The 23,372-nt window shown below is 69.4% G+C and carries 24 protein-coding genes and 2 pseudogenes; 11 read left to right on the top strand and 15 right to left on the bottom strand.

Features of this window, described 5'->3' with window-relative positions; all coding sequences use genetic code 11:
* Positions 1–46: 46 nt before the first annotated feature.
* From ABEA10_RS06370 to ABEA10_RS06355, 4 genes are all read right to left on the bottom strand, one after another.
* Positions 47–901 carry an alpha/beta fold hydrolase gene (locus ABEA10_RS06370; protein ID WP_345458624.1) on the bottom strand — a complete coding sequence of 285 codons (855 nt, stop codon included), beginning with the start codon at positions 899–901 and terminating at the stop codon, positions 47–49.
* Complete coding sequence (locus tag ABEA10_RS06365) at positions 898–1,848, bottom strand: DODA-type extradiol aromatic ring-opening family dioxygenase (RefSeq protein WP_345458622.1); 951 nt, start codon at positions 1,846–1,848, stop codon at positions 898–900. Before ABEA10_RS06365 ends, ABEA10_RS06370 begins: the two co-directional genes overlap by 4 nt.
* A gap of 100 nt (positions 1,849–1,948) precedes the next feature.
* Complete coding sequence (locus tag ABEA10_RS06360) at positions 1,949–3,271, bottom strand: M20 family metallopeptidase (RefSeq protein WP_345458620.1); 1,323 nt, start codon at positions 3,269–3,271, stop codon at positions 1,949–1,951.
* 129 nt (positions 3,272–3,400) lie between these two features.
* Positions 3,401–4,600 carry an aromatic ring-hydroxylating oxygenase subunit alpha gene (locus ABEA10_RS06355; protein ID WP_345458618.1) on the bottom strand — a complete coding sequence of 400 codons (1,200 nt, stop codon included), beginning with the start codon at positions 4,598–4,600 and terminating at the stop codon, positions 3,401–3,403.
* 252 nt (positions 4,601–4,852) lie between these two features.
* Between ABEA10_RS06355 and ABEA10_RS06350 the strand changes: the two genes are divergently transcribed.
* From ABEA10_RS06350 to ABEA10_RS06335, 4 genes are read left to right on the top strand one after another with little or no spacing between them, the layout of a single operon-like run.
* Positions 4,853–5,836: an ABC transporter substrate-binding protein gene (locus tag ABEA10_RS06350; protein WP_345458616.1), complete on the top strand. Its 984-nt coding sequence runs from the start codon at positions 4,853–4,855 to the stop codon at positions 5,834–5,836.
* A gap of 6 nt (positions 5,837–5,842) precedes the next feature.
* Positions 5,843–6,667 (top strand): ABC transporter ATP-binding protein, encoded by an 825-nt coding sequence (locus ABEA10_RS06345; RefSeq protein ID WP_345458614.1) that lies wholly within the window; start codon positions 5,843–5,845, stop codon positions 6,665–6,667.
* Entirely contained in the window at positions 6,664–7,491 is an 828-nt protein-coding gene (locus ABEA10_RS06340) for an ABC transporter permease (RefSeq protein WP_345458612.1), read from the top strand. Before ABEA10_RS06345 ends, ABEA10_RS06340 begins: the two co-directional genes overlap by 4 nt.
* On the top strand, positions 7,488–8,447 hold the full coding sequence (locus tag ABEA10_RS06335; protein ID WP_425550875.1) for a quinone oxidoreductase family protein: 960 nt from the start codon (positions 7,488–7,490) through the stop codon (positions 8,445–8,447). Before ABEA10_RS06340 ends, ABEA10_RS06335 begins: the two co-directional genes overlap by 4 nt.
* A 115-nt stretch (positions 8,448–8,562) precedes the next feature.
* Here ABEA10_RS06335 and ABEA10_RS06330 read toward each other — a convergent pair whose 3' ends face one another.
* Positions 8,563–9,009: a hotdog family protein gene (locus ABEA10_RS06330; RefSeq protein ID WP_345458608.1), complete on the bottom strand. Its 447-nt coding sequence runs from the start codon at positions 9,007–9,009 to the stop codon at positions 8,563–8,565.
* Positions 9,006–9,488, bottom strand: coding sequence for an FAS1-like dehydratase domain-containing protein (locus ABEA10_RS06325; RefSeq protein ID WP_345459004.1), 483 nt, complete (start codon positions 9,486–9,488; stop codon positions 9,006–9,008). Before ABEA10_RS06325 ends, ABEA10_RS06330 begins: the two co-directional genes overlap by 4 nt.
* Positions 9,489–9,625: 137 nt before the next feature.
* Here ABEA10_RS06325 and ABEA10_RS06320 point away from each other — a divergent pair, with 137 nt between their 5' ends.
* Both ABEA10_RS06320 and ABEA10_RS06315 read left to right on the top strand, forming a co-directional pair.
* Positions 9,626–10,486, top strand: coding sequence for an alpha/beta fold hydrolase (locus ABEA10_RS06320; protein WP_345458606.1), 861 nt, complete (start codon positions 9,626–9,628; stop codon positions 10,484–10,486).
* Positions 10,487–10,781: 295 nt separating this feature from the next.
* Complete coding sequence (locus tag ABEA10_RS06315) at positions 10,782–12,149, top strand: serine/threonine-protein kinase (protein ID WP_345458604.1); 1,368 nt, start codon at positions 10,782–10,784, stop codon at positions 12,147–12,149.
* A 139-nt stretch (positions 12,150–12,288) separates the two neighbouring features.
* Here the strand turns inward: ABEA10_RS06315 and ABEA10_RS06310 are convergent, their stop codons facing one another.
* From ABEA10_RS06310 to ABEA10_RS06290, 5 genes are all read right to left on the bottom strand, one after another.
* Positions 12,289–12,516, bottom strand: a complete 228-nt coding sequence (locus ABEA10_RS06310) for a hypothetical protein (RefSeq protein ID WP_345458602.1) — start codon at positions 12,514–12,516, stop codon at positions 12,289–12,291.
* A gap of 196 nt (positions 12,517–12,712) precedes the next feature.
* On the bottom strand, positions 12,713–13,417 hold the full coding sequence (locus ABEA10_RS06305; protein ID WP_345458600.1) for a hypothetical protein: 705 nt from the start codon (positions 13,415–13,417) through the stop codon (positions 12,713–12,715).
* 81 nt (positions 13,418–13,498) lie between these two features.
* Complete coding sequence (locus ABEA10_RS06300) at positions 13,499–14,254, bottom strand: L,D-transpeptidase (RefSeq protein ID WP_345458598.1); 756 nt, start codon at positions 14,252–14,254, stop codon at positions 13,499–13,501.
* A gap of 320 nt (positions 14,255–14,574) precedes the next feature.
* On the bottom strand, positions 14,575–14,868 hold the full coding sequence (locus ABEA10_RS06295; protein WP_345458596.1) for a hypothetical protein: 294 nt from the start codon (positions 14,866–14,868) through the stop codon (positions 14,575–14,577).
* A 487-nt stretch (positions 14,869–15,355) separates the two neighbouring features.
* Positions 15,356–15,796, bottom strand: coding sequence for a YybH family protein (locus ABEA10_RS06290; protein ID WP_345458594.1), 441 nt, complete (start codon positions 15,794–15,796; stop codon positions 15,356–15,358).
* Positions 15,797–16,224: 428 nt separating this feature from the next.
* On the opposite strand from ABEA10_RS06290, the gene ABEA10_RS06285 reads away from it, so the two are divergent.
* From ABEA10_RS06285 to ABEA10_RS06270, 4 genes and pseudogenes are all read left to right on the top strand, one after another.
* Positions 16,225–16,473, top strand: a complete 249-nt coding sequence (locus ABEA10_RS06285; RefSeq protein ID WP_345458592.1) for a transposase — start codon at positions 16,225–16,227, stop codon at positions 16,471–16,473.
* 551 nt (positions 16,474–17,024) lie between these two features.
* Positions 17,025–17,420 (top strand): annotated as a pseudogene (locus ABEA10_RS06280) (transposase); the annotation flags it as partial.
* A gap of 119 nt (positions 17,421–17,539) precedes the next feature.
* Entirely contained in the window at positions 17,540–18,517 is a 978-nt protein-coding gene (locus ABEA10_RS06275) for a zinc-binding dehydrogenase (RefSeq protein WP_345458590.1), read from the top strand.
* A 24-nt stretch (positions 18,518–18,541) separates the two neighbouring features.
* Positions 18,542–18,958 (top strand): PPOX class F420-dependent oxidoreductase, encoded by a 417-nt coding sequence (locus ABEA10_RS06270; RefSeq protein WP_345458588.1) that lies wholly within the window; start codon positions 18,542–18,544, stop codon positions 18,956–18,958.
* A 169-nt stretch (positions 18,959–19,127) separates the two neighbouring features.
* Here ABEA10_RS06270 and ABEA10_RS06265 read toward each other — a convergent pair whose 3' ends face one another.
* Together ABEA10_RS06265 and ABEA10_RS06260 are read right to left on the bottom strand one after the other, a co-directional pair.
* On the bottom strand, positions 19,128–20,153 hold the full coding sequence (locus tag ABEA10_RS06265) for an aldo/keto reductase (protein WP_425550874.1): 1,026 nt from the start codon (positions 20,151–20,153) through the stop codon (positions 19,128–19,130).
* On the bottom strand, positions 20,150–20,596 hold the full coding sequence (locus ABEA10_RS06260) for a VOC family protein (RefSeq protein ID WP_345458584.1): 447 nt from the start codon (positions 20,594–20,596) through the stop codon (positions 20,150–20,152). The genes ABEA10_RS06265 and ABEA10_RS06260 overlap by 4 nt, the downstream gene beginning before the upstream one ends.
* Before the next feature lie 149 nt (positions 20,597–20,745).
* Here ABEA10_RS06260 and ABEA10_RS06255 point away from each other — a divergent pair, with 149 nt between their 5' ends.
* The gene (locus tag ABEA10_RS06255; protein WP_345458582.1) at positions 20,746–21,354 is read left to right on the top strand and encodes a TetR/AcrR family transcriptional regulator; all 609 of its coding nucleotides are present in this window, start codon (positions 20,746–20,748) and stop codon (positions 21,352–21,354) included.
* A 458-nt stretch (positions 21,355–21,812) separates the two neighbouring features.
* On the opposite strand, the gene ABEA10_RS06250 is transcribed toward ABEA10_RS06255, so the two are convergent.
* Positions 21,813–22,442, bottom strand: coding sequence for an LUD domain-containing protein (locus tag ABEA10_RS06250; protein ID WP_345458580.1), 630 nt, complete (start codon positions 22,440–22,442; stop codon positions 21,813–21,815).
* Between the two features lie 364 nt (positions 22,443–22,806).
* Positions 22,807–23,196, bottom strand: a pseudogene (locus ABEA10_RS51020) (DDE-type integrase/transposase/recombinase); the annotation flags it as partial.
* Positions 23,197–23,372: the final 176 nt, after the last annotated feature.

The raw sequence follows: 23,372 nt of genomic DNA, 5'->3' as shown, positions 1-23,372 counted from the left end.
CGGAGCCCCGTCATCGCGCCTCCGCGCCCTTCGGGATCCCCGGTCATTACGCCTCCGCGAGGAACGCGAGGCTCAGCGGGTTGTAGCGGGCGGCCTGTTCGTGCTGGGGCCAGTGCCCGCACTCGTTGAAGATCTCCAGCCGTGCTCCCGGGATGGCGTCGGTGATCGCCTGTGCCTCGGGGACGTCGCCGAACGGGTTCTTGTTGCCCCAGACGACCAAGGTGGGGGCGGTGATCCGGGCCATCCGGTCCGGGCGCAGCAGGTTGCGCTCGCGGATCTCCACCTCCTGCAGGGCCAGGAGGTTCGGCAGGTTCTTCTGGAAGTCCGGCCGGTGGTAGATGGCGTACCGCGCCTCGGTGAGCTCGTCGCCGAACTCCTCGTCCCATTCGGCCCACAGCAGCCGCAGCCGGTTCCGGGTGAGCTCGATGTCGTCCTCGAGGGAGGCGGCGGTCGTCGTCTTCTTCAGGCGCTCCATCACCGACGGGTTGACCTTCGTGCCGCCCATGCACAGCAGCTGCAGCGACGCGACTCGCTCCGGGTGCTCGCTTGCGGCCCACGCCGACACCCAGCCGCCGAGCGACTCGCCGACCAGGTGCGCGCGCTCGGCGCCGACGGCGTCGAGGTAGGCGATCAGGTGGTCGACGTACGCGGGGATCTCCTGCGGGACGTCCGGCTTGCCGGTGTACCCGTGGCCCAGCATGTCGATCGCGTGGCAGCGGTACCGCCGAGCGTGCTCGGGGATGTTGCGAACGAACGCCTCGAGGTGACCGCTCGTGCCGTGCAGGAAGACGACGTGCTCGCCGTCCTCGGGCCCCGCCTGCAGCGCCCGGGTCTTGATCCCGCCCGCGTCGACGTAGGTGTGCCGGTAGTCGACGTCGGCCAGCGCGTTCCAGATGCTCATGAAGAAACCTTTCCGTGGGGATCGATGACGGCGACGCCCATGCCGGTGAGCCATTCGGGGATGACCTCGTAGGCGAGGCGACGGCCGGGCGCGTGGCCGAGCGCGGCGGCCATGACCAGCCAGGTGCGTACCTCCTGCGCACCGTTTCCGGCGACCTCTTCGAGGCTTTCGGTGGTGTACGTGGTGATGCGGTGCAGCTCGCCCTTCTCGACCATGGTCAGGAGCTCGTCGTCGAACTCCGGATTGATCGCTGCCCGGGCGGCCCGGATGATCTGACGGCGGCGCACGTCGTAGTCCTGCCAGTTGTTCCGCCCGTCGAGCCACGCCCGGACCATGAACTCCTCGTCCTCGCCGTCCGGGCTGCGCCAGTCGGGCCAGGGCAGCCGGTGCGACAGGCCGCCGGAGCCGATCACGGCGACGCGCCGGTCCCCGGGGAACGCCTCGACGGCCTCCCGGATCGCGTGTCCCAGCGCGTCGCAGCGGGCGAGGGTGGGCAACGGAGGCGCAAAGACGTTCACGACGATGGGCACGATCCGCACGTCCAGCCCGGCGAGCAAATACTGGATCGCGTGCGACTGACCGTGGTCGATCTGCAGCCGGGCCGAGAACGCGACGTCGAAGCGGCCGCCGTCCACGAGCGTGCCCGCGACGTGCCGGGCCAGCTCCTCGTCGACCGGCTGCGGGCCCTTGGGCGTGCCGGACTCGCCGCTCGCGACGCATTCGCCGACCCCGATCGTGAAGCTCGGGATGAGGTCGAGCCAGAACCCGCGGAAGTGGTTGGAACCCACGATGACGACGGTGTCCGGCCGCGCCGCGGCGATCCGGTCGCGCGCGGCGTACAGGGCGTCGCGGAAGCGCCCGGCCTCGTCCTTGTGGACCGTCTCCTCCCAGTGCGTGTTCATCAGCGTGCTGTGCGACGCGCCGACTCCCAGAACGACCTCGGTCATGAGCCCTCCTTCTTTGCCCGACCAACCCACCCCGACCGACCTCCCGGCGTCGGAGGGGGTGACCACAAGGGCGCGTCTTCGACTCCCTCGCTTCGCTCGGTCACAGTCCCACCTCCGATCGGGTGCGGGTGACGGTGTCGACCGCCGTGCGGATGAGGTGCCGGGTGAGGCGTTCCATCGCGCGGACGTCGACGGTGTTCATGCCGAGGGCGAAGTCGATCTCGAAGGGCGCCTCGGTCACCTTCGGCATGCCGATCCGTACGGTCGGGACGCCCCGGCTGCGCAGGATGTTGGCGTCGGTGGCGCCGCTGTTGCCGCGGATCACCTCGTGCTCGCGGCCCTCCAGTGCCTCCCAGGCGGCGATCGCGCTGCGGGACACCCACATGCCCGGATCGGACGCGGTGCCCGGAATGGCCAGGACCATCTCCGACGACAGCTCGACGCCGGGCAGCTCGGCGCGGATTTCCGCCAGCGCGGCGGCGAACTCCCGCTTGGCCTGCATCGGCGTCGTCCGGGGGCTCAGCCGCAGGTCCACCAGCAGGCGGCAGGAGGCCGGGGTGACCGCCGCCATCCGCGGCCGGCCGGCCTCGATCGCGGCGACGATGCCCTGCGGGGCGACCGTGCCCTCGGTGTGCCGTTCGGCGTACTCGGTGAACCAGTGCTCCAGCCGTACGGCGACCTCGCCCGCGCGGGCGATCGCGTTGTCGTACGGCAGCCGGTGCCGGGATCCGACATAGGTGTGGATCCCGCCCACGGTCACCTCGAACCAGGCCAGCCCGACCTCCTCCCACGAGACCGTCCATCCCGGCTTGGCGATCACCGCGAAGTCCGTCCAGTGCCCCTGTTCCAGGAGAAACGAGCAGCCGGCGCCCTGGCCGGTGTTGCGCCGGACGCTGCCGGACAGCGCGTTCGTGGGCATGCCCCCGGCGCCGAACGCGACCAGCAGATCCCCGGTCAGTGGCAGTCCGGCCTGGTGGATGGCCTCGGCGGCCATCAGCACGCACGCGGCGTGGCCCTTCGGGTTGGAGGCCCCGAGCCCGACCACGAGGTCGCCCACGACGCGGGCGGCGGGCCGCATGTCGGGCCGGAGCTCCGGGCCGGTCCACGGCGCGTCCTCGTCCGCGTCGCCGGTGGTCAGCGTGTCGATCGGCGCGTACAGCATCAGGTCGGGGCCGCTGCCGTCGCCGTGCAGCCGCCCCCATGCGTTGGCCTGCCGGTCGTCGAGCGGCTGCGTCGCCGCGGTGATGCCGGACGCGTCGAGCGTGCCCGCGATGTACTCGGCCAGCGGTCCCTCGCCGCCGGTGGGGCTGGGCTCGTTCACGAGGCCGACGATCAGCTCGCGCAACCGCGTGGTGGTGACGTGCTTCCAGGCCGCCGCGACCAGGTTCCGGCGCCGCTCGTCCAGCCCCTCCAAACCCGTCACTGGTTGATCCGGTGGACTTGGGTGTTGCTCGTACGGGCGATCCAGCGCCACAGCCACGGTGCCGCCGCCGCGAGGCCGGCGCCGATGACGAGGGTCAGCAGGGTTCGTCGCATCGATACTCCTCAGGGGTCACTTGGCGCCGGTCTCGGCCCGCTTCTTGGCGAACTCCTCTTCGGCGAGGGTGCGCCAGGCGGTGAGCGACACGTCGGGGCGGTAGAGCTTCTCCGGCGGCGCGTCCGTCACGTCGACCATCCACGCGTCCTGGCCGGAGAACTGGCCGTGGAACAGCCAGCGGACCGCGCCGAGGTACTTGGCGTAGAAGCCGAGCGTCTTCCAGCCCTCGGTGAAGTTGACCATCACGCCGACGTACTGATGGTTGTCGGCGTCGACCGGCACGTAGAACTCGTAGTGGATGAACTTCGGGTACGCGATGCGCAGCACGCCCGGCATGGACAGCGAGGCGAAGCCGGGGAACTCCCGGGACTCGATGACCGGGTCGACCTTCTTCGGCTTGCCGGTGTTGCCGAGGTTGAAGGTCTCCTTCGGCGGCTGGATCTTCCACCAGCGCTTGCCGGTCCACCGGCCCACGCCGGGGAAGTCGGCCTCCCAGTGCACCTCGTCCTGCACCCGGTAGATCCAGCGGCCCTCGGGGACGATGCGCGTGATGTTCCAGGTGGGCATCGCCTTGAACAGTCGCCACAGCGACGTCCGGTGCAGGTACTTCGCGTGCCCCTCGTCGAAGCCGTTCTCGCAGGCGAACCGCCAGTTCCCGGCCCGCGGCTCGATGCGGCCGCCCATCATGAAGGCGTTGTCGACGAGCTCCTCGGGCAGCTGCGAGTCGATCGGGTGCGGTTCCTCGTCGGCGAGCGGCATGTACACCCACACCATGCCGAGGCGTTCGGCCACCGGATAGGTCTGCACCCGGACCTTGCCGCAGATGCGCGACTGGGGCCCGTCGGTGATGACCGCGCACAGCTCGCCGTCGTCGAGGCGGTATGTCCACCCGTGGTACGGGCAACTGAGCGTGCCGGGGAACTGCTGGTCGCCGAGCGACAGGGGAACCCCGCGGTGCGGGCAGCGGTCGTGCAGGGCGTGCACCTGTCCGCCGTCGCGGACCAGCGCGATCTTCTCGCCGCACAGCGTGACCGCGAGGGGCTTGCCGGTCACGTGGCTCGACCAGGTGACCGGGTACCAGTACCCGCGGAAGCCCGCGGCGGCGGCGTCGTACTCGGGCCAGGACGACCAGTCCTGTCGTCCTGGCCGCTTGGGCCGTCGTCCCGCCGGGTGGGTGCCCCCGCCCTCGGAACCGGGCGAATCGGGCTCGGTCATGGGTCGTCCTCCCGAATGTCCAGCTGAGCGATGACGAGATGATCGATCGCCGGGGAGGTCTTGCCTACGGAAACGTCTCGCTGAGCAGACCGGTGAAGATCGGTGCGTCGCCACGGATGGCGATCCCGCGGCGTTCCGGTGAGTGGACCTTCGGTCATGCGGCGTGAGTGCCGCCGACCTTACGGTTCGACGAACTTCGGCCAACGTCGAACCCACGCCGGGGCCCCCGGCCTACTGCCATCGAGGTGCTCTTTGAAAGCACGGCACATCCCATGGCGCGCCGTCGCCGCCGCCATCGCACTGATCACGACCATGTCCGCCTGCGGTGCCGGCACGACCGACTCCGCGGGCGCCGCCGGAAACGCCGCCGGGCCCAAGATCCGCCTCGCGGTCGGCATCGACCCGTCGTACGCGCCCATCTTCCTCGCCCAGGAAAAGGGGCTGTTCGCGAAGCACGGGGTCAACGTCGACGTCGTGCAGTTCGGCAAGGGCGGCGACGCCGTCGACGCGATCGCCTCCGGCCAGGTGCAGATGGCCGGTAGCTCGGACACGACGGCGATCGGCACGCTCCAGCAGAATCCCGACCTCCGGGCGCTCCTCGTCTACGAGTCCTCCGGGAAGTACCTGAAGGTCGTCGAGCGCAAGAACATCGGCGACCCGTCACAGATCAAGAAGATGGCGATCGTTCCCGGCCTGTCGGAACTCGCCGCGACGCGCTTCCTCCAGTCCAAGAAGATCGACCCGAAGACGGTCTCGTTCGTCACCGCCGACCCGCCGGAGATCCCCGCGCTGCTGCAGAAGGGGAACATCGACGCCTACGTCCTGTGGGAGCCGTGGCCGGCCAAGGGCGCGCAGCTCGGCGGGAAGATCGTCGAGGCCTCCGGAGACTACGGTCTGTCCTATGTGCAGTGGCTCATCACCGGGAACAAGTGGCTGAGCGCCAACCAGAGCGCGGCGGGCAAGGTCGCCCAGGCGATCGACGAGGCCGCCAAGCTGACCGAGAGCGATCCGCAGGCCGCCGCGCAGGCGACACTGAAGGCCGCGAAGGTGCCGACCGCGCAGACCATCGCCGCGATCAAGGAGATCGACTTCGGCGTCCGCGACATCACCGCCGCCGACCTGAAGGGCTACGAGTCGACCGCCGACTTCTTCCTGCAGACCGGCAAGGTCAAGTCGAAGCCGGACGTGAGCGCCGCCGTGATCCAGAACTGGTTCACCCAGCACGCGGGGAAGTGAGGACGCTTGACCACCGAGATCGATCGAGAGGCCGCGCGCGGTGCGGCCACGCGCATCGACAGCGTGAACATCAGCTTCGGCTCCTACCACGCCGTCGCCGACATCTCCCTTGAGGTCGCCGCGGGGGAGTTCCTCTGTCTGCTGGGCCCGAGCGGGTGCGGCAAGTCGACCCTGCTGTCCGCACTGGCCGGGTTCACCCCGGCCACGACCGGGAGCGTCTCCGTGGACGGACAGGCCGTCACCGGGCCGTCGCCGGAACGCGGCATGGTGTTCCAGAGCAGCGAAGCGCTCTTCGACTGGCTCACCGTGCGGCAGAACGTCGCGTTCGGCCCGCGCATGCGCGGCATGTCCCGTGCGGAGCAGGCCGCCCTGGCCGATGAGTACCTCGGGCTCGTCGGCCTCCGCAAGTTCGCCGGCAAGTTCCCGGGTCAGCTGTCGGGCGGTATGCGGCAGCGGGTGCAGATCGCCCGGGTCCTGGCGAACCGGCCGCGCATCGTGCTCATGGACGAGCCGTTCGGCGCGCTGGATGCCCAGACCCGGCAGGTCATGCAGGAGGAGATGGACCGCATCTGGCGGGAGTCCGGGTGCACCGTCGTGTTCGTCACCCACGACATCGACGAGGCGATCATCCTCGCCGACCGCATCGCGGTGATGACGGCGGGTCCGGCGGCCACGATCAAGAACATCTACCGGGTGGACCTGCCCCGGCCCCGCGACGAGACGTCGGCGGAGGCGATCGCGCTGCACCAGAAGCTGCGGCAGGACATCGGCCAGGAGGTCCGCGCGGCCCTGCGCGAGCAGGGGCTCGCCACCGGAGAGGAGGACGGGTGACGACCGTCGACACCGTCGAGCAGGCGGACACCGCCCCCCGGGTCCGGGGCCGGCGATCCGGCGTGGCCTCCGGCCGCATCCGCACCGTCGGCATGTACCTGATCTCCATTGCCATCGGCGTCGGGATCTGGCAGCTCGTGGCGATGCAGTACGGCTCCGCGCTCGTCGCTTCGCCGGCGCAGACCATCACCGCGGCCAAGGAACTCGCGTCGGACGGCACGCTGCTGAACTCCGTCATCGCCTCCAGCCGCCGCATCCTCATCGGCTGGGGTCTCGGGCTGGTCGTCGGCGTGCCCGTGGGCCTGCTCATGGGCCGCCTCACCGTGATCCGGCAGCTACTCGACCCGTACATCGAGTTCTTCCGGTTCATCCCGCCGGTCGCCTTCGTCACCCTGGCGGTGGTGTGGCTGGGCATCGGCGAGTCGTCGAAGGTCGTGCTGATCTTCTACACGTCCGTCTTCATCGTCACGCTGAACACCATCGCCGGCGTCCTGTCCGTCAACGAGTCCAAGCTCCGCGCGGCCACCAGCCTGGGCGCGAACCGATGGCAGGTCATGCGGAGCGTCGTGCTGCCCGCCACGGTGCCGCACATCATCACGGGCGCCCGCCTGGCCATGGGCAACAGCTTCCTGACCATCGTCTCGGCCGAGATCGTGGCGGCGCAGGTCGGCCTCGGCGCGCTGATCTGGACGTCGCGGAACTACGGTCGTATCGACTGGGTGTTCGTCGGCATCATCACGCTGGGCATCCTCGGCTTCGTCTTCGACCGGGTCCTGCGCGTCGTCTCCACACGTGTCCTGCGCCGCTATGGGGTGAAACTGTGACTGAAGGCCCTGAAAGCTCCCGAGCACTGATCTTGGAACGGTTCGGGTCGCTGCCGCAACTCGTGGAAAGGCCCGTGCCGCCGCGCGCGCCAGGCGAGACGCTCGTTCGAGTGCACGCCGCCCAGGTCGGCCACCTCGACCTGAACATCGTGGACGGTCGCTTCGGCATCCTGCCCACGCTGCCATTCGTCCCGGGCACGAACGCCTGCGGCACGGTCGTCGCGTCGGACGTCCACCCGATCGGCTCGCTGGTCCGGCTGAACGGCTCCGGGCTGGGATTGCGCCGTGACGGGGGCTGGACCGAACACGCCGTCGTCCCGGACAAGGCCGCCGTCGCCACGCCGGCCGGTACGGATCCCGCCCTGGCCTGCTCCTTCTTCTCCCCGGCCGGTACGGCGTGGGCGGCCGTGCACGACGTCGCGGCGGTCGGCGAGGGCGAGCGGGTCCTGGTCACCGGCGCGGCCGGTGCCGTCGGCTCCATGGCGGTGCAACTCGCCGTACGAGCGGGGGCGGAGGTGATCGGCGTCGTCGGCCGGCCGGCCAAGCTCGAACATGTCCCCGCCGGTGCCAAGGCGGTCCTGGCCGCCGACCTGTCGGCCGAGGCACTGGGCGGGCCGGTCGAGGTGCTCATCGACACCGTCGGAGGGCCCGTGCTGGCCGCCGCGCTCGGGCTCGTCCGGCCGGGTGGCCGGGCCACCCTGATCGGCTACTCCGCCGGCCGCGAGTTCTCCGTCGATCTGGCGGACTTCCTGCTCGCCGATGTCGCGTTGCTGCCGGTCAACCTGATGACGCGAGGCCGCGGCCTCGCCGAAGTGGGCGAGCGTCTCCTGGCCGAGATCGCCTCCGGCGAGCTCACCCTGAACATTGAGCGGTACGGTCTCGACCGGCTGGAGGAGGCCGCCGAACGCCTGCGCAGCGGCGCGGCGGTCGGCAAGGTCGCCCTGACGATGGACTGATCCGTGTCCGCCCGTCGTGGTGACGGCGTCGCCTGTGGGCGGCGCCGTCACCGTTTCCATCGGACACATCCGCGCGTCCACCCGGCGTGACGTCGGCGGGGCGGCACACGGGCGCTTATGACCGCAGGGCCACGACGGCGTGTCCGAGGCAGCAGACGGTGCCGTCGTCGAGGGTCTCCTCCAGGTCGAGCGTGACCTCGCCGGTCGCGTCGTCGACCGTGCGTACGATGCCGGTGACGATGAGACGGTCACCGGGACGGGCGGGTGCGCGGTTCTGCCATCCGAGCGCGCGGACGGCGCGGGGATCGCCGTCGGCGAAGGCGGTCGCCGCCCGGTGGAGGAGGCAACCGTGCAGCTGCGCCATGACGACGGGGCCGGCCAGCCCCTCGGAGCGGGCGAACTCCGCGTCGTAGTGGATGCGGTGCGCGTTCCGGGTCACCGCGCCGAACCGCAGCAGCCGGACCGCGTCGGGCACCGCCCGTACGGGCGCGATCTTCGCACCGGGCATCGTCGGTCGGCCCGTTGCGTTGTCAGCCGCGGCGGAGACGTCCTGGTTCGTCATCGGACGATGAACCTTTCCGTGACCTCGGCGAGGACACCGCGCTCGGCCGTTCCATAGGTCTTCTCGACGGTCAACAGCAGGAAACCGGCGCCGCGCCCCTTGCGCTCGACCGTCGTAAGCGTGCGCCGTACATCGATCCGGTCGCCGGGCCGTACGTCGGCGACCCAGCGCACGTCCTGGCCACCGGCCATCAGGGCGACGTCCAGACCGTCGGTCCCCGGAACCTCGTCTCGGTACATCCCGTCCGGGCGGAACTCCTCGTCGTCGGCGCCCGCCGCGCCGCGCAGCAGACTGACGACGTACATCGGGTGGACGACGAAGGCGGCGTGCTCCGGGTCGATCAGGCGCGGAGAGGTCTCCCCGGCGGCCCGCGCGAACTCCGCGGCCGCGGCCGCCCGTACGACGCCGAGCGATCGGTGCTCGGCCCGGCCGACGAGGGCGCGAGCGCGCTGCTCGGCGACATCGACCGCGGTGACCACGGCTTCCAAACGACACCTCCCGGGGTGGTTCCCTGCGGCGCACGCTACGCACGGCGCCCGCGGGTGGTAAGGACCGCGGACCGCTCAGCGGACCGGCGAGCTTCGGCGTACGGCCGTCGCGGCGCGAGGATCCCGTCATGGACATCCAGCCGGCTCCCGAGGGGGCGTACGCCGACGCCGACGGCGTGAAGTACCACTACCTGCGCATGGGTACGGGCAGCCCGACGATCTTCCTACACGGCGGTGGGCCGGGCTGTACGGCCTGGTCGGACTTCGGCCCCGTCGCACCGATGTTCGCGCGCGACCGCGAGTGCTACCTGGTCGACATCCTGCAGTACGGCCGGTCGGAGAAGTGCGTCATCACCGGGCCGATGTGGGACTTCCACGCCGCGAAGACCGTCGCGCTCATGGACGCGCTCGACATCGCCCGGGCCGACTTCATCTGCAACTCCTGGGGCGGCACGATCGCGCTCAACCTGGCGGCGAAGTATCCCGAGCGGGTGCGCTCGCTGGTGGTCACCGGCAGCATGCCGGTGTTCTATGGCCCGCTCGCGCCGTTGCCGGAGGGCACCCGTCGCGGTCGCAACGCCCGCGACGCCTACTACGGCGGCAGCGGTCCGTCGTGGGAGAAGATGCGCGATCTCATGGCACGGCTGGAGTGGTACGACCCCGATGCGATCCCGGACCAGACCGTCTCCCTGCGCCATCAGCAGAGCCTCGACCCGGAGGAGATGGCGCTCGCGGCGGCGTCGGACAACCCGCGCGGCGACTGGCAGGACCTCACCGACGAGCTGGGGCGCATCACAGCCCCCGTGTTGTTCGCCTGGGGAATGTACGACGCATTCCTCACGCCCGACTATCCGCTGATGCTCGCCCGGATCGTGCCGCGAGGTCATCTGTACGTCATGGATCACGCCTCCCACCACCTGCAGGAGGAGCGGCCGCACGACTTCTACGCCGTCGTCACCGGCTTCCTGAACCAGGCCCACGACCGTTGAGCCCCGAATCGAAGAGCCTGTAACGGGCCTGGGGAAGCGCCCCTACAGGCCATCGCAAGGCACGGCAGGCAGTGCTGGTGATCGCTAGCGGTAACAGGTTCGTCGGGTCTGGCGCTGAGGGGGATAGTGCCGAGTTTTTTTCGGTGGCCGCTGCGTCTGCCGTTTCGGGTTTCGCCTCGAAGTCTGAAGCGTCCGCGAATTCTTGGTTGGCTGGAGTCGTCTCGACGGTCGGAGGGGCGTACGGATGGTGTCGTTGTCGGCGACTGGTGAAGGAGGCTCGGTTCTGCCTCCTGGTGTGGAGCTGCTTCAGGCCACGGATCCTGTCGAGATCGGCGGCTATGAGCTGGTCGGCCGATTGGGATGCGGGGGGATGGGCGTCGTCTATCTGGCGAGTGATCGGCGCGGCAGCCTCGTCGCCGTCAAGGCCGCTTACAAGGACGCCACCGACCAGGAGCGGCGCCGCCTTCGAGCCGAGGCGGCCTGCCTACGTCGGGTTCCGTCAGCGTACACGGCTCGGCTGTTGGATGACGGTACAGATCAGATGCCGCCGTACATCGTCACCGAGTATGTTCAAGGCCGCTCGCTTGAGGACGTCGTCGAGAACGACGGCCCGCTCCCGTCTGTGCAGCTGCGGGCGCTGGCCGTGGGTGTCGCGCGTGCGCTGGCCGCTGTCCATCACGTCGGGTTGATCCATCGGGATCTGAAGCCGGCCAACGTCTTGCTGCCTCCTTCTGGCCTTCGCCTGATCGACTTCGGTATCGCCCGGCAGATCCCGGCGTCCGGGGGCATGACCAGCAGCGGCGTCGTCATGGGTAGCCCTGGCTGGATCTCACCGGAACGGCTCACCGAAGGCCCCGCCACTCCCGGGGCCGATGTGTTCGGTTGGGGCTGCCTTCTCGCCTATGCCGGAACTGGCCGTAATCCCTTTGGCCAGGGCGACTTCGAAGCGGTCGCGCAGCGGACGATCCACGAGCCACCCGATCTCGACGGGCTGGAGCCGTCACTGCGGCGAGCAGTGGAGGCGGCGCTCGCCAAGGACCCGGCGGAACGTCCGTCCGCCCGCGAGCTTTCCGCCTGGCTCAGTCCCGGGGTCCGCCCGGTCGCTGAAGCCGACGCTGATCCCGAGGCCCCCGCCGGTCCCGCGGCCTCTACCGGCCGCGAGGTCCCCGTCGTGCCCGAGGGCCGTGTCGTGTCCGAGGGCCGTGTCGAATCGCCGGACCGGGAACCTCGTCGCCCGCGGCACTCCCAGCGTGCCTCCGCGACACGACGGCGCGTGAGGGCATTCGCCGGTGCCTCGGTGGTGCTGGCGGTGGCCGCGGCGGTGACCGCGGTGCTCGCGGCCCGCACCGATTGGCTGGTAGGGCGAAAACCCGGCGCCGCCGCGGCGCCACCGACCCGATCTGCCACGCCGTACGGCCCGGTCTCCCCGTGGCCTCGTGGATCGGCCGGTGGGGATTCCCGTTCCACGGAAACACCGCGCGGGGCGACCGCCGTTCCGAGCCCGCCCCGCCGGCCTTCTGGGAGCCCCACGGGCCATGACGGGAGACAACGCCCGGACACCGACGCCGACCAGGGCCCCGCAGGGACCGCTGGAAGAACGGTGACCCGCGCGACGAGCACACCGCCGACCAGTGTGATCGACAAGCTGCTCCCGCCCAACTAGAACCTCCACGGGCCGGAGATCTGCAGAGGCTTCAGGGAAAGGCGGGTTCCGCACTCGGCAGCAGGCTTCGCCTGACCTCGTGCGCGCACGCCTGCGGGCGACCTCGCGGCCAGTGATCGTTATGGCTGGTTGGAGCCGGTCAGCGGCGGTAGCAGCCGTGTACGCACCGGGCGCGGCCGGGGACGTACAGCGTCTCATCGCTTCCGTCGGTTTCGACGCCGATAGGGGTGACGTAGATCGGTTCGCCGCAGGTAGGGCAGGCCGGACGCTCGATCGCGCTGAATTCGGCCCAGGTGTATCCGTTCGGGCGTGGTCGTCCCTTTTCGATGAGCGTGAGGGTGTCGGCGTCGATTCGCCAGTCGGCCACGGTCGTCTCCTCGGTTGTGGGTCCCAGTCGGCGGCGGTTCGTTCGGCGAAGGGATGTGCGACGGTGACATCCCCACGGCGTGCCCGGTCGCTGTGGGTCTGCGGGGGGCTACGGCGGGAGCACGGCGGTCGTGGCGTGCGGTCACGGTGGGGGATCGGTGTGCTGATCCCCCACCGCGACCGTCGGGGTTGTGGTGTCAGCCGGTCACGGGGATGTCGCCGGGGACCGGGGTGGGTGCCGGTGCCTCACCGGGCGGCGCGCTCGTGGTCGGCGTCGGGCTGGGGGTGCCCGGGTCGCCGGGGGGCGGGGTTTCCGACTTCGCGGGGCCGCAGGTGACTGAGGCGATGCTGACGGTTTGGGTCTTGCCCGCCGCGAGGTGCAGGGTCAGCTCGATCGCGGTGACGGTGATGCCGCCGCCGGGGCCCTGGACCTGCTTGTTGAGAATGACCGAGGCCGTGCCGACGCCCTGGATCGGCACCGTGAGGCCGGTGTTCGGCTTGGGGCTCACCTTGAGCTTCTTCCCGGACAGAGTGGCCTTGCCCAGGTGGGAGATGCCGTTGCCGTTCTCGCACTTGGCGAAGACCAGCTTGGCCGACAGCCCGGCCTTGGCCAGTCGCAGTTCGGTGACGCTGGCCCGCCCGTGACCGGCCCAGGCGGACACCGACAGCACCGACGCGGAGGCCAGTGGGTTGGACGGCAGCCCGGCGAGTCTCTTGCGGGCCGGTTGCTCGGCCTCGGACGACACGGCCGGCGTCGGGGGGATGGTCACCAGGCCGGTGGCGGCGATGCCGAACGCCGAGCCGCTTCCCGCTGCGGTCGCCGAGGCGGGAGCCGCGATGGCCAGCGGCGTGGCGATCACTCCCGCGGCAGCCGCGATCACGGTCAGTTGAGTCAGACGCACAGAAGTATCTCCTTCAAGGTGAACAGGGGGTCGTGACCGAAGCGGGGGTCGGTCTTCAGAAGACCGGGTACGTGGCCGAGATCAGTCCGTGACCCGGACAGTGGTCCCGAGCGGTACTCGGGACAGTTTGCTCAGTGCGTCCGCGGGCACCCGTACGCAGCCATGTGTGGCCGCTTTGCCGAAAACGGAGGCGTCCGGCCAGCCGTGGAGCGCCACTGTGCCGGGTCCGCCGCCGAACGAGTCCAGGGTGTCGGAGTGTGCGCCGAGCGGCAGGATGAGCGGGCTGTAGGTCGCCTTGGCGGGAGCCAGTGAGGCGAGGAGGAAGGTACGCCCGGTGGGTGTGGGCGTCTTGGCGGCGCCGACCGCGACGCTCCAGGTGCCGAGCGTGCGGCCGGCCTTGATGAGCGTGAGCCGCCGCGCGGACCGCTGGACCTTGATGAGGTAGGAACTGTGCGCGGTCTGCTCCTTGCCGTTGGTGGGGATCCATCCCGTTGCACGGTTCGGCCGGGACGGCAACAACACCCGCTGCCAGCCCGGTTTGGTCTCCACGACCGGCACCCAGGTCGGGCTGCCCAGCTCCTTGCTGGGGAGCACCGCCACCGGCGGCCCGCCCGGTGTGGCCGATATCGGGACCGACACCGCAGGATGCACCACCGTGCCGCCACCGCCGCCGGCCGTACCGGAATCCAGCGACAGGCCCTTCAGCGTGGTGTACGTGGTCGCCTGCGGCAACGCCGCCGTACCCGGCGTAGGACTCCCGCCCGAACCCGTCTGGTGATGCCCTCCGCAGCCGGTCAACACCGTGGCGGCGGCCACCACGACCACCGAAGCCGCCACCAGCCTTTGTGACGTGCTGAGGGACGCGCGTGACCGTGCCGCATGACTGCACGGGCGCTGAAAAAATTCGTTCACGAGAACTCCGCTCTCCCATCTGCGCCATCAAGTACGCACGGAAGCCGCCATAGGTTGCATGGCGCCCCAAAGTTTCTTAAACCGCCTTATTTGGGCACAATTCAGGCATGAGAACGAAGTCCTTGCCTCTCGGCGCGTTGAATGCAGTTCGCCCGCGCCGAGGACCTCGCGAAAGAGAGGCAAGGACCAACACCGGTTCCACCGTCCGGGCGGTGCGAAGCGTCACAGCCACATCGCGGGCGGACTCACCGCTTCGGCGGATCGTCCTTTGGCCCGCTTGATCGGGCGCCGTTTCTCCGCCAGGACTCGGTCCGGGCTCGTTGGGCCAGCCGCTCCACCGAGGCCGCCAAGAGCGGCGCCTTCAGCGCCCGGGTCAGGCAGTTCAGGTCGCTCGGCGGCGCGGCCGCGGCCGGCTGGTGGGTCGTGGCGGTGACGGACTTGGCCATCAGGCCAACCGCTCGACGCCCAGCCAGCGCGTCGTAGTCCCTCAGCCGACGCTCTTCGACCACCACATCGTCCGGCTCGGCCGATGCGGTCACCGCCTGGGGATCCGACAGCGGCGCAACACTGCGGCGGCTCGGGTGTGGGCCGAGGCGGTGATGGTCTGGTGGGCGGCCGAGCACCGCTCATGTCGGGCCAACTCGGGTGACCAGTTCCTTGTGGCGGACGATGCCCGGGACCGGGAGGCGGTCGGTGACGACCGCGTCCCGCTGCCGCTTGAGGGGAATGCCGCCGAACCGTGTGACCAGTGGCTTCCTGCCGCTGCTTTTCGATCTTGGCCTCGAAGCACTGTGAAGACCCGAGAGAACCCCGCCTCCGCCAACCCGACACCGGGAGCTGACCAGTTACCGCCACCCTTGGCTGACACGGAGCCTGAAGGTCCCCGGAGACGCCCTCATGCATGGAGCAGCCCGAACGGGGGCGTCACCGGCGGCGGCATCGCCGCGCCCTGGCCCGCGCGACCGAGACCAGGGCAGCGGCTCAACGGATGGCGCCGCCGGCGGCGCTCCGAGACCTCTGCGGCCGTCAGGGCTCGAGGTCGGTGACTCCCTTGCCGCTGGCAATGTCGAATGGCACAGAAGCCTGGTCGTGCACGATCAACCAATCGCCGTCGAGCTTCCGGAAGCAGAAGGTGCCCCGGACCCACATCCCGTCCGTCGCCGTTCCGTTCGGCAGTGTGCCGCTGAGCCGCCCGAAACCGTGTCCGAATGCCACATCATCGCCCACGGTGATGGCCAGGTCGCGGAGTTCGTACTTCAAATCCTGGAAGAACGCGAACGCCCTCACCCAATTCTTCATCTTCGCCTCTACGCCTACATGCTGAAGCGGTGGCTCGACGTCGAAGGACACGACGTCCGTGGCGTAGAGCCGCTTCAGGCCTTCGATGTCCTTGGCCCCGATTCCTTCGATGACCTGGTCGAGCCGCTGCCTGATCTCGGCTTCGTCTTCCTCGCGTCGCGTGGGCATCGCTACCCGTCCCTTCAAATCGGTGTGGGATCTTTGCTTCTACCAGTACGACGACGCAGCCCCCGGAAATGTCAGGCCGCGGCCGCCGTACCGTTGCCGCGGTGTTCCACTCCCGGCTGGTCATCGGCTTCTCCGCCGTCCCGGTCGGCAGCCGTGTCAGGGTCGTCAACCGGCCGTACCCGCGACGTGATGGCCTTCCGGGTCGCGCGCAAGGCCGCCGACGACAGCCCCGCGGTTGCGAGGCACGGCAGGTCAGTGCGTGATCCAGGGCCGGCGTTTGCCGGGGTTGCGTATTCCCCACATGCGCTTGATCCGCTCGCCTGCGATCTCGAACGCGTACACGGTCACGGTGACGCCGTCCTTCTGAGCCACGAGGCGTCCCGAGGTGTCCGTCGTTTCGTCCCCGTTCCGGTGAGCAGGTCCCGTCTTTGACTGCGCAGGTCGCGCGGGCGAGTAATCCGGGCGGTACGACGGCGATGTGGGTACGTGACCGGCTGGACGGGCTGTGGTGCGACGAAGACTTCGCCGACTGGTACCCGCGCGATGGGCGCCCCGGTCTTTCGCCCGCTCAGCTTGCCACCGTCAGTGTGCTGCAGTTCCTGCTAGACCTGTCGGACCGACATGCCGCCGAGGCGGTCCGCTGCCGCATCGACTTCAAATACGCCCTGGCCAAATAGCTGAATACCCCGGCTTCCACCACCGCGTGCTGGCCGACTTCCGCGACCGTCTCGCCCAGGGCGATCGCGCCGACCGCCTCCTGGACCTCGCGCCGGCCCGTCGCAAGGATGCCGGGCTCGTGCGCGAACGCACCACGCAGCGCACCGATTCCACCCACGTACCGGCCGCGGTACGCGACCCGGCTAGACCTCTATCAGCACGGGGCAGACCGCGCGTTCGGTCCCCGCCTCCAGGTCCTGCGGCAGATCATGGTGCAGAACTACTACCGCGACGCGGCGGGCCGTCTGCGCTGGCGCACCGACGACGGCGGGGTACCACCCCCCTCCCGCGCGTTCACCAAGGGGCAGTGCCAGCCCTGCCCGGTCCGCGCCCGGTGCACCACCTCCCGCGAACTCGCCCGGAACGTGAGCTTCCCCCCCCCCCCCCCCCCCCGCGAGAACTCCGCGACCTGCAAGTCCGCGTCCGCCAGGAGCAGCAAACGCCCGACTGGCAGGCCCGCTACGCGGTGCGCTCCGGAGTGGAAAGCACACGCCCGGAACAGCCGGGCGGCAATCACCGTAACGGCCGCTCGTCTAAGACGGTCCTGACCGAGGTCGGTGTGGTGCCGTTGCAGGTCCCGCGAGACCGGGCCGGTGAGTTCGAACCTCAGATCGTGCGCAAGCACGCTCGCCGGATCGAAGGGTTCGACGAGGCCATCGTCAGTCTTTATGCCAAGGGGCTGACCACCGACGAGATTCGTGCGCATCTGGCGGAGATCTATGACGTGGAGGTCTCCCGTGATCTGATCTTCCGGGTGACCGACCGGGTCGCCGAGGAACTGGCGGCGTGGCAGTTTCGCCCCCTCGACGCGGTTCACCCGGTCGTGCTGATCGATGCGATCCACGTGAAGATCCGCGAGGGCCAGGTGGCCCACCGGCCCATCTACGTGGCCGTGGGCAGCACAGTCACGCTGCCGGTCATGGTGACTCTCCACGCTTGACTTCAACCAATGTTGAACTCCTAGCGTAACGGGCACCGCGAAGCGAGAGCCAGCGGTCAGCCCTGTTGGGAGAACGGAGCGTGGGCGTGGTGCGTGCAGCGATGGTGTCGAGGTTCGGTGGGCCGGAGGTGTTCGAGTTGGTCGAGACGCCCGATCCGGTGCCGGGCGCCGGGGAGGTCCTGGTCGGTGTTGAGGTGATCGACACGTTGTGGCTGGAGACGATGGTGCGCTCAGGGGCGGGCCAGGGCTTTTGGCCGATGCGCCCGCCGTACGTGCCGGGAAACGGGGTCGCCGGTCGCGTTGTGCGGGTCGGTGCGGGTGTCGACCAGAGTCTGTGTGGTCGCCGAGTGGTGGCCCACACCGGTGGGGAGGGCGGTTACGCCGATCGTGTCGTGGTCGCGGTGGAGGCGGCGGTGGCGGTGCCCGACGGCGTTGACCTCACGGTGGCCGCGGCTTTGTTGCATGACGGAGTGACGGCGCTGGCCCTGTTCGACACGGCGAAGGTCGGCCCGCGCGACGGAGTGCTCGTGATCGGTGCCAGCGGTGGCCTGGGGTTGCTGTGTGTGCGACTCGCCCGTGCCCGCGCGGCGAAGGTGGTCGCGGTCGCCCGTGGCGCGAAGCTGGAGCGGGTCGCACGGCTCGGTCCCGACGCGTTGATCGACTCTGCTCGGCCGGACTGGGTGGAGCAGGCACGGGCGGTGTTCGGCGAGCACGGCGCCGACGTCGTGCTGGACAATGTCGGCGGCGCGCTCGGTGAGGCCGGCTTCACACTCACCGCCCGCGCGGGACGGTTCTCCGCGCACGGCATGCCCAGCGGGCGTTTCGCGAGTATCGACCGGCGGGCCGCCGACGAGCGAGAGGTCTCGGTGACCGGTATCGAGGCGGTGCAACTGTCCGACCGCGACCGCACGCGCTATGTCGAGCAGGCGCTGCGCGAGGCCGCCGCAGGCGTGATCGCACCGGTCATCGGACAGACGTTCCCGCTCGAGCGGGCCGGGGCGGCGCACGCCGTGATCGAGGGCCGCACCGCGTTCGGCAAGACCCTGATCACCACCGGCGTGTGATCCGAAGCAGAAGGGACATCCGCCATGCGTTTCACCAACCTCGAGATCGCCTACATGGGCACCCAGGACCTCGGCCGGCTGGCGACCGTCCAACCCGACGGGACCGTCCAGGTCACCCCGGTCATGTTCCGCTACAACACCGAGCACGACACGATCGACATCGGCGGCCGGTCGATGGGCACCACCCGCAAATTCCGCAACGTGGCCAGTAACCACCGCGTCGCGTTCGTCATCGACGATGTGCTCTCCCGGGAGCCTTGGCGGGTTCGCTGCCTGGAGGTCCGCGGCACGGCCGAACAGGTCCACGTCCCGGAGGGCCCCTGGCCCGGTACGGACGGCGCGATCATCCGCATACACCCTCGGCGGATCATCAGCTTCGGCCTCGACGAATCCGACCGCGACCCACACGAACTCGTTACATTCGCACGCGACGTGACGTGACCCGCGCCTTGCACGGATACCAATCCTCCACTGGTACATGCACGGTTAATGGAGCCTGAGCGATCTTCTCGGGGAGACGGACGCCTCCCCGAGAAGATCGCTCGAACCTACAGCGGGGACCGCCCGCCTCCCACGTCGCGCGAGTGGTGGCGTGTTCGCCGGCGTACGGCTATTGCGTTGTCGTGTTGAGGGGTTGGTCGATGAGTGCGGAGCCGAAGACCCACGGGGACGTCTGGGCGATGAAGTCGTTGGGGAAGCCGAGGGCGAAGCCGGTGGCCTCCTCCAGGCGGGTGATGGTCTTGGGCGGGAGGGTGAGGTCGACGGCGGCGAGGTTGTCGCGGAGCTGGTCCGCGGTGCGCGCTCCGACCATGGGGTGGATCACGGGGGAGCGGTTCATCGTCCAGGCGATCGCTACCTGTGAGGGCGTGGCGCCGAGCTCGTCGGCAACATCTTGGACGACTCGGGCGACGGCGTGGTCCCTGGCCGAAAGGGACTCTGGGGCCAGCCGGCCGCCGGAGGCGGACTCCGATCGCGTGTATTTCCCGGACAGCACCCCGCCGGCCAGCGGGCTCCACGCGGTGACGCCCAGACCAAGGGACTCGGCCATCGGCAGCAGTTCGCGTTCGATGTCGCGCTGGAGCAGGCTATAGGGGGCCTGGAGGCCGATGAAAGGACTCCAACCGCGCCACTGCGCCAGCGTGTTGGCGCGGGACACGACCCAGGCCGGCGCGTCGGAGATTCCCACGTACAGGACCTTGCCTGCCTGCACCGCGTCGTCCAGCGCACGCATGGTCTCCTCGACCGGCGTATGCCGGTCCCACATGTGCACCCAGTACACGTCCAGATAATCGGTCCGCAGCCGGCGCAGGCTGGTCTCCAAAGATGCACGCAGGTTCTTACGGTGGTTCCCGGCGGCATTGGGGTCGGCGCGGTCACGGGAGACGGTGTACTTCGTCCCGAGCACGAACGACTCGCGACGGCGGCCCAGCAGCTCTCCGAGGAACTCCTCGCTGGCCCCGTCACGGTAGTTGACGGCGGTGTCGATCATGTTGCCGCCCACCTCGGCATACAGATCCAGCATCCGTCGACACTCCGACAGCGGGGCGCCTACCCCGCCCTGCTCCCCGAACGTCATCGCGCCCAGGATCAGTTCGGAGATCCGAAGGCCGCTCATGCCCAAAGTGCGGTACCTCATGCCGTCGCCGATCCACTGAACAGTTCGGCAGCCCGGCTGACGATCTCCTCGTGCGGCACGTCCCGCACATGCTGGTCCAACGCCCAGCGATGCCCGAACGGGTCAAGGAACTGGCCGGTGCGGTCACCCCAGAATGCGTCGTGGACCGGCTCGAAGACCGTGGCTCCGGCCTCCAGCGCCCGGGCCGAGGCGGCGTCGGCATCGGAGACCTGGACGTGTAGCGCGGCGGGCGTGCCGCCCAGCGCCGCCGGCGTGCGCATGCCTCGCTCGGGCATTTCTCCCGCCACCGCCAGGACCGTGTCGCCGAGCAGGAGTTCGACGGTCAGCGTGCGGCCGTCGGGAAGCGTGAGGCGGCTCGTCTCTCGTGCCCCCAACGCCTCGGTGTACCAGGAGGCGGCATGGTCCGGGTCGCTGACGACCAAATGAATCGCTATCTGAGTCACAGCGCTGACCATACATCATGTATGGTCTTTGTGTCCATACATCATGTATGGACACGGTTATGATGGGTGGCATGCCTTCCAAACGGACCGTGCGCTCTGCCCGTCGATCCGGACCGACCCCGGATGCTGCCGAGCTACGGGAGCGAATCTTGTCCGCGACGCGCGAGTTGCTGCGGGAGCGCCGCTTCGACAGTCTCAGCGTGGCCGACATTCTGACCGCCGCCGGGGTTTCCCGGGCCAGCTTCTACTTCTACTTCCCGAGCAAACAGGCCGTGCTCGGTGAACTGGTGCGCGAGGCCGTCGCGCAGGGGCAGCAGGCGGCACGCCCCTGGATCGACCAGGAGCAGGATCCGGTCACTGCGCTTCGGGCAGGCGTGGCCGACGGGGCTCGGCTGTGGCGTGACAATGCCGGCGTTCTCATGGCCATCGTGGAGAGCTGGGGATCGGATGAGGGGCTGCGGGAGTTGTGGCTCGAGCAGATGAACCTGTTCACCGACGCTGCCACCGCCCGCATCGAATCCGACCCCCACGCCCGCCGACGACTCGGCTCCATGGACACGCGCGCCGCAGCCGCGTCGCTGACCTGGCTGGGAGAACGCCTCTACTACCTCGCCGCAGCCGCAGTTCCGCCATTCGATGACGAGGAAGTCCTCATCGACACCCTCACCAACGCCTGGGCCTCGATCCTTTACGGCGATGCCGTGCCCCATCCACAATCCGGGCGAGGCCCGGCGAACGAACCCCACATGCACACCTAGCCCTGTGGGTGCCGATTGTTGCGTCACAGGGTATGACCTCGGGTTTCGCTGCGCTCGGCGGCTCGGCTTCGGCAGGATCGCAGAATGGCTCTGCGGCTGTTGTACTTGATCGCCTTACGGATGTTCGGCTGGATCGCGTTGCCCGCCCGGATACGCCCGGATGGTCTTCCGGCCCCGATCAAGATGCCGGGCGATCGCCGAGATCGTCCAGCCCCTCTCACGCGACGCGTGCGCTTCCACGTCTCCCCGGGTGTGAGCATTCGTACGAGCTCCCCCGAGCGCTACGGACATCAGCACCCGCAAGCGTCGGGGGAGCTCCTCACCAGCCGGCACGATCTTCGGCAACGAGTCGCTCAAGGTGGGGAAATTCGAGTACCAGGCCTGGTCACTCTTGCGAAGCGTCATCATCGTCCAGCCTCCTGCCTGGATCAGTCTCGGCTGGATGACTCCTGGCGGTGTCAGAATCCGATGGCTTCGCGGAGCAGCAGGACGGTGCCGCGCCCGGGGTGGGGTTCTGCGTTGAGGACGAGAATGCGGTTGAGGGCACTGGGCACCCCGTAGGCTTCCATGCAGCGTTCGTTTTCCAGCGAGAGGCAGTGGTCTTCGATGCGGCGCAGCGCGGTGCTCAGGTCAGGCACCACCTTCTGCGCTCCGACGACCCAGATCACGCGGGCTGCGGCGCCCGAGTAGCCGGCCAGCTGGCTTCCGCTGGCCGAGGCGGCCACAAGGGAGCCGGTCTCGGTGACCGCGGCGACGCTGCCCACAATGACGTCGGGGCAGGCGAGCATCCGCCAGATCTCGGCCATTTGGGTGGCGCGGTCCATGGTCACGCTGCGTGCCTTGACGGACTCGTATCGCCCGCTGCTGTTGAGGTCCTCATCGATGCCGGACAGGCGGAGCGTCTCGCTGGCCCCAGTGAACACGCTGGCGCCCTCGGGAACCAGGTCTTTGACGCGGGTACGCGCTGCGGCGGCGTCTTCGAGGATTTCGACGGCGAAATTGTTCTCCCTCAACGCGGCGGCCACCCGTTCCAGGGTCTCCGCGGGCGCCGCGTCAGTGAACGATGCTGCTGGAACCGAAGTCGTCATGGTGCCTCCTGGCTGGTCGTGTGTGGCGGGTCACAACGAGCAGATTCGCCGTCCCAACGCGATCGCGGGGGACGCAGAAGCGGATCCTGGTGTCTCCCGAGCTTCCTGCCCGCTGTGTTCGTCTCTTCTGGTACGACAAGACCGCCCCGCAGAATGTGAGGCGGGGCGCCGACTTCACATTCGGTGCGCTGTCTTGTCGAAGTGGTGAGGGCAGATGAGTCCAAGGAGGGTCGGCGACACCCATGAGTAATCAGGCCAGGACACGGCCGGTCCGATCCAGCCCTCACCGTGATCATCAGCGAGCGGCGGCAGCTGATCAATCGCGCCTATCGGCTGCTCGGCTCGCTGGCCGAGGCCGAGGTGGCTATGCGGCAGCGTAGCCGGGTGGTCGGGCGTGTCTCCTTTCGTACTCGGCGGGGCCGAGCATGCCCGGGGTCGAGTGGCGGCGGCGGGGGTTGAAGAACCCTTCGATGAAGTCGAAGCAGGCGGTCTCGGCCTGGGCGCGGGCGGACAAGTGGTGAGCAGGCGGTCTCGGCCTGGGCGCGGGCGGACAAGTGGTGCCGGTCGAGCAGTTCGGTCTCCAACGTGGCGAAGAAGCTCTCGGTGACGGCGTTGTCGAAGCAGTCCGCGACGCTGCCGGCCGCCGGGAGAACACATCCAGCACCACCGCCAGGTACAACCACCCTTCACCGGTGGGCACGTACGTGATGTCGGCGGTCCAGACCCGGTTCGGCGCGCTCGCGCTGAAGGTGCGGTTCACCAGGTCATGCGGCGGCACCACCGCCGGGTCACGGCGGGTCAGCCCCCGCCGGCGACGCCGGTGCGCCCCCTCAAACCGGAGCGGCGCGCATCAGCCGGGCCGGTCGTGACATCGGCACTTGTGAACTCCGGGACCCATCGTCCCAAGCGATCAGCCGTCCACAAGACCGG

Origin of the sequence: Actinoallomurus oryzae, from assembly GCF_039541955.1 — a bacterium.
Classification (GTDB): Bacteria; Actinomycetota; Actinomycetes; order Streptosporangiales; family Streptosporangiaceae; genus Actinoallomurus; species Actinoallomurus oryzae.
This window is presented reverse-complemented; position numbering and strand designations above follow the sequence as displayed.

What these genes read in the sequence shown, in the direction of transcription:
- ABEA10_RS06290 (WP_345458594.1), bottom strand. Translation starts at nt 15,796, where the DNA reads ATGCCCACGCGACGCGAGGAAGACGAAGCCGAGATCAGGCAGCGGCTC.
- ABEA10_RS06365 (WP_345458622.1), bottom strand. Translation starts at nt 1,848, where the DNA reads ATGACCGAGGTCGTTCTGGGAGTCGGCGCGTCGCACAGCACGCTGATG.
- ABEA10_RS06250 (WP_345458580.1), bottom strand. Translation starts at nt 22,442, where the DNA reads ATGACGACTTCGGTTCCAGCAGCATCGTTCACTGACGCGGCGCCCGCG.
- ABEA10_RS06270 (WP_345458588.1), top strand. Translation starts at nt 18,542, where the DNA reads ATGCGTTTCACCAACCTCGAGATCGCCTACATGGGCACCCAGGACCTC.
- ABEA10_RS06320 (WP_345458606.1), top strand. Translation starts at nt 9,626, where the DNA reads ATGGACATCCAGCCGGCTCCCGAGGGGGCGTACGCCGACGCCGACGGC.
- ABEA10_RS06265 (WP_425550874.1), bottom strand. Translation starts at nt 20,153, where the DNA reads ATGAGGTACCGCACTTTGGGCATGAGCGGCCTTCGGATCTCCGAACTG.
- ABEA10_RS06370 (WP_345458624.1), bottom strand. Translation starts at nt 901, where the DNA reads ATGAGCATCTGGAACGCGCTGGCCGACGTCGACTACCGGCACACCTAC.
- ABEA10_RS06330 (WP_345458608.1), bottom strand. Translation starts at nt 9,009, where the DNA reads ATGACGAACCAGGACGTCTCCGCCGCGGCTGACAACGCAACGGGCCGA.
- ABEA10_RS06355 (WP_345458618.1), bottom strand. Translation starts at nt 4,600, where the DNA reads ATGACCGAGCCCGATTCGCCCGGTTCCGAGGGCGGGGGCACCCACCCG.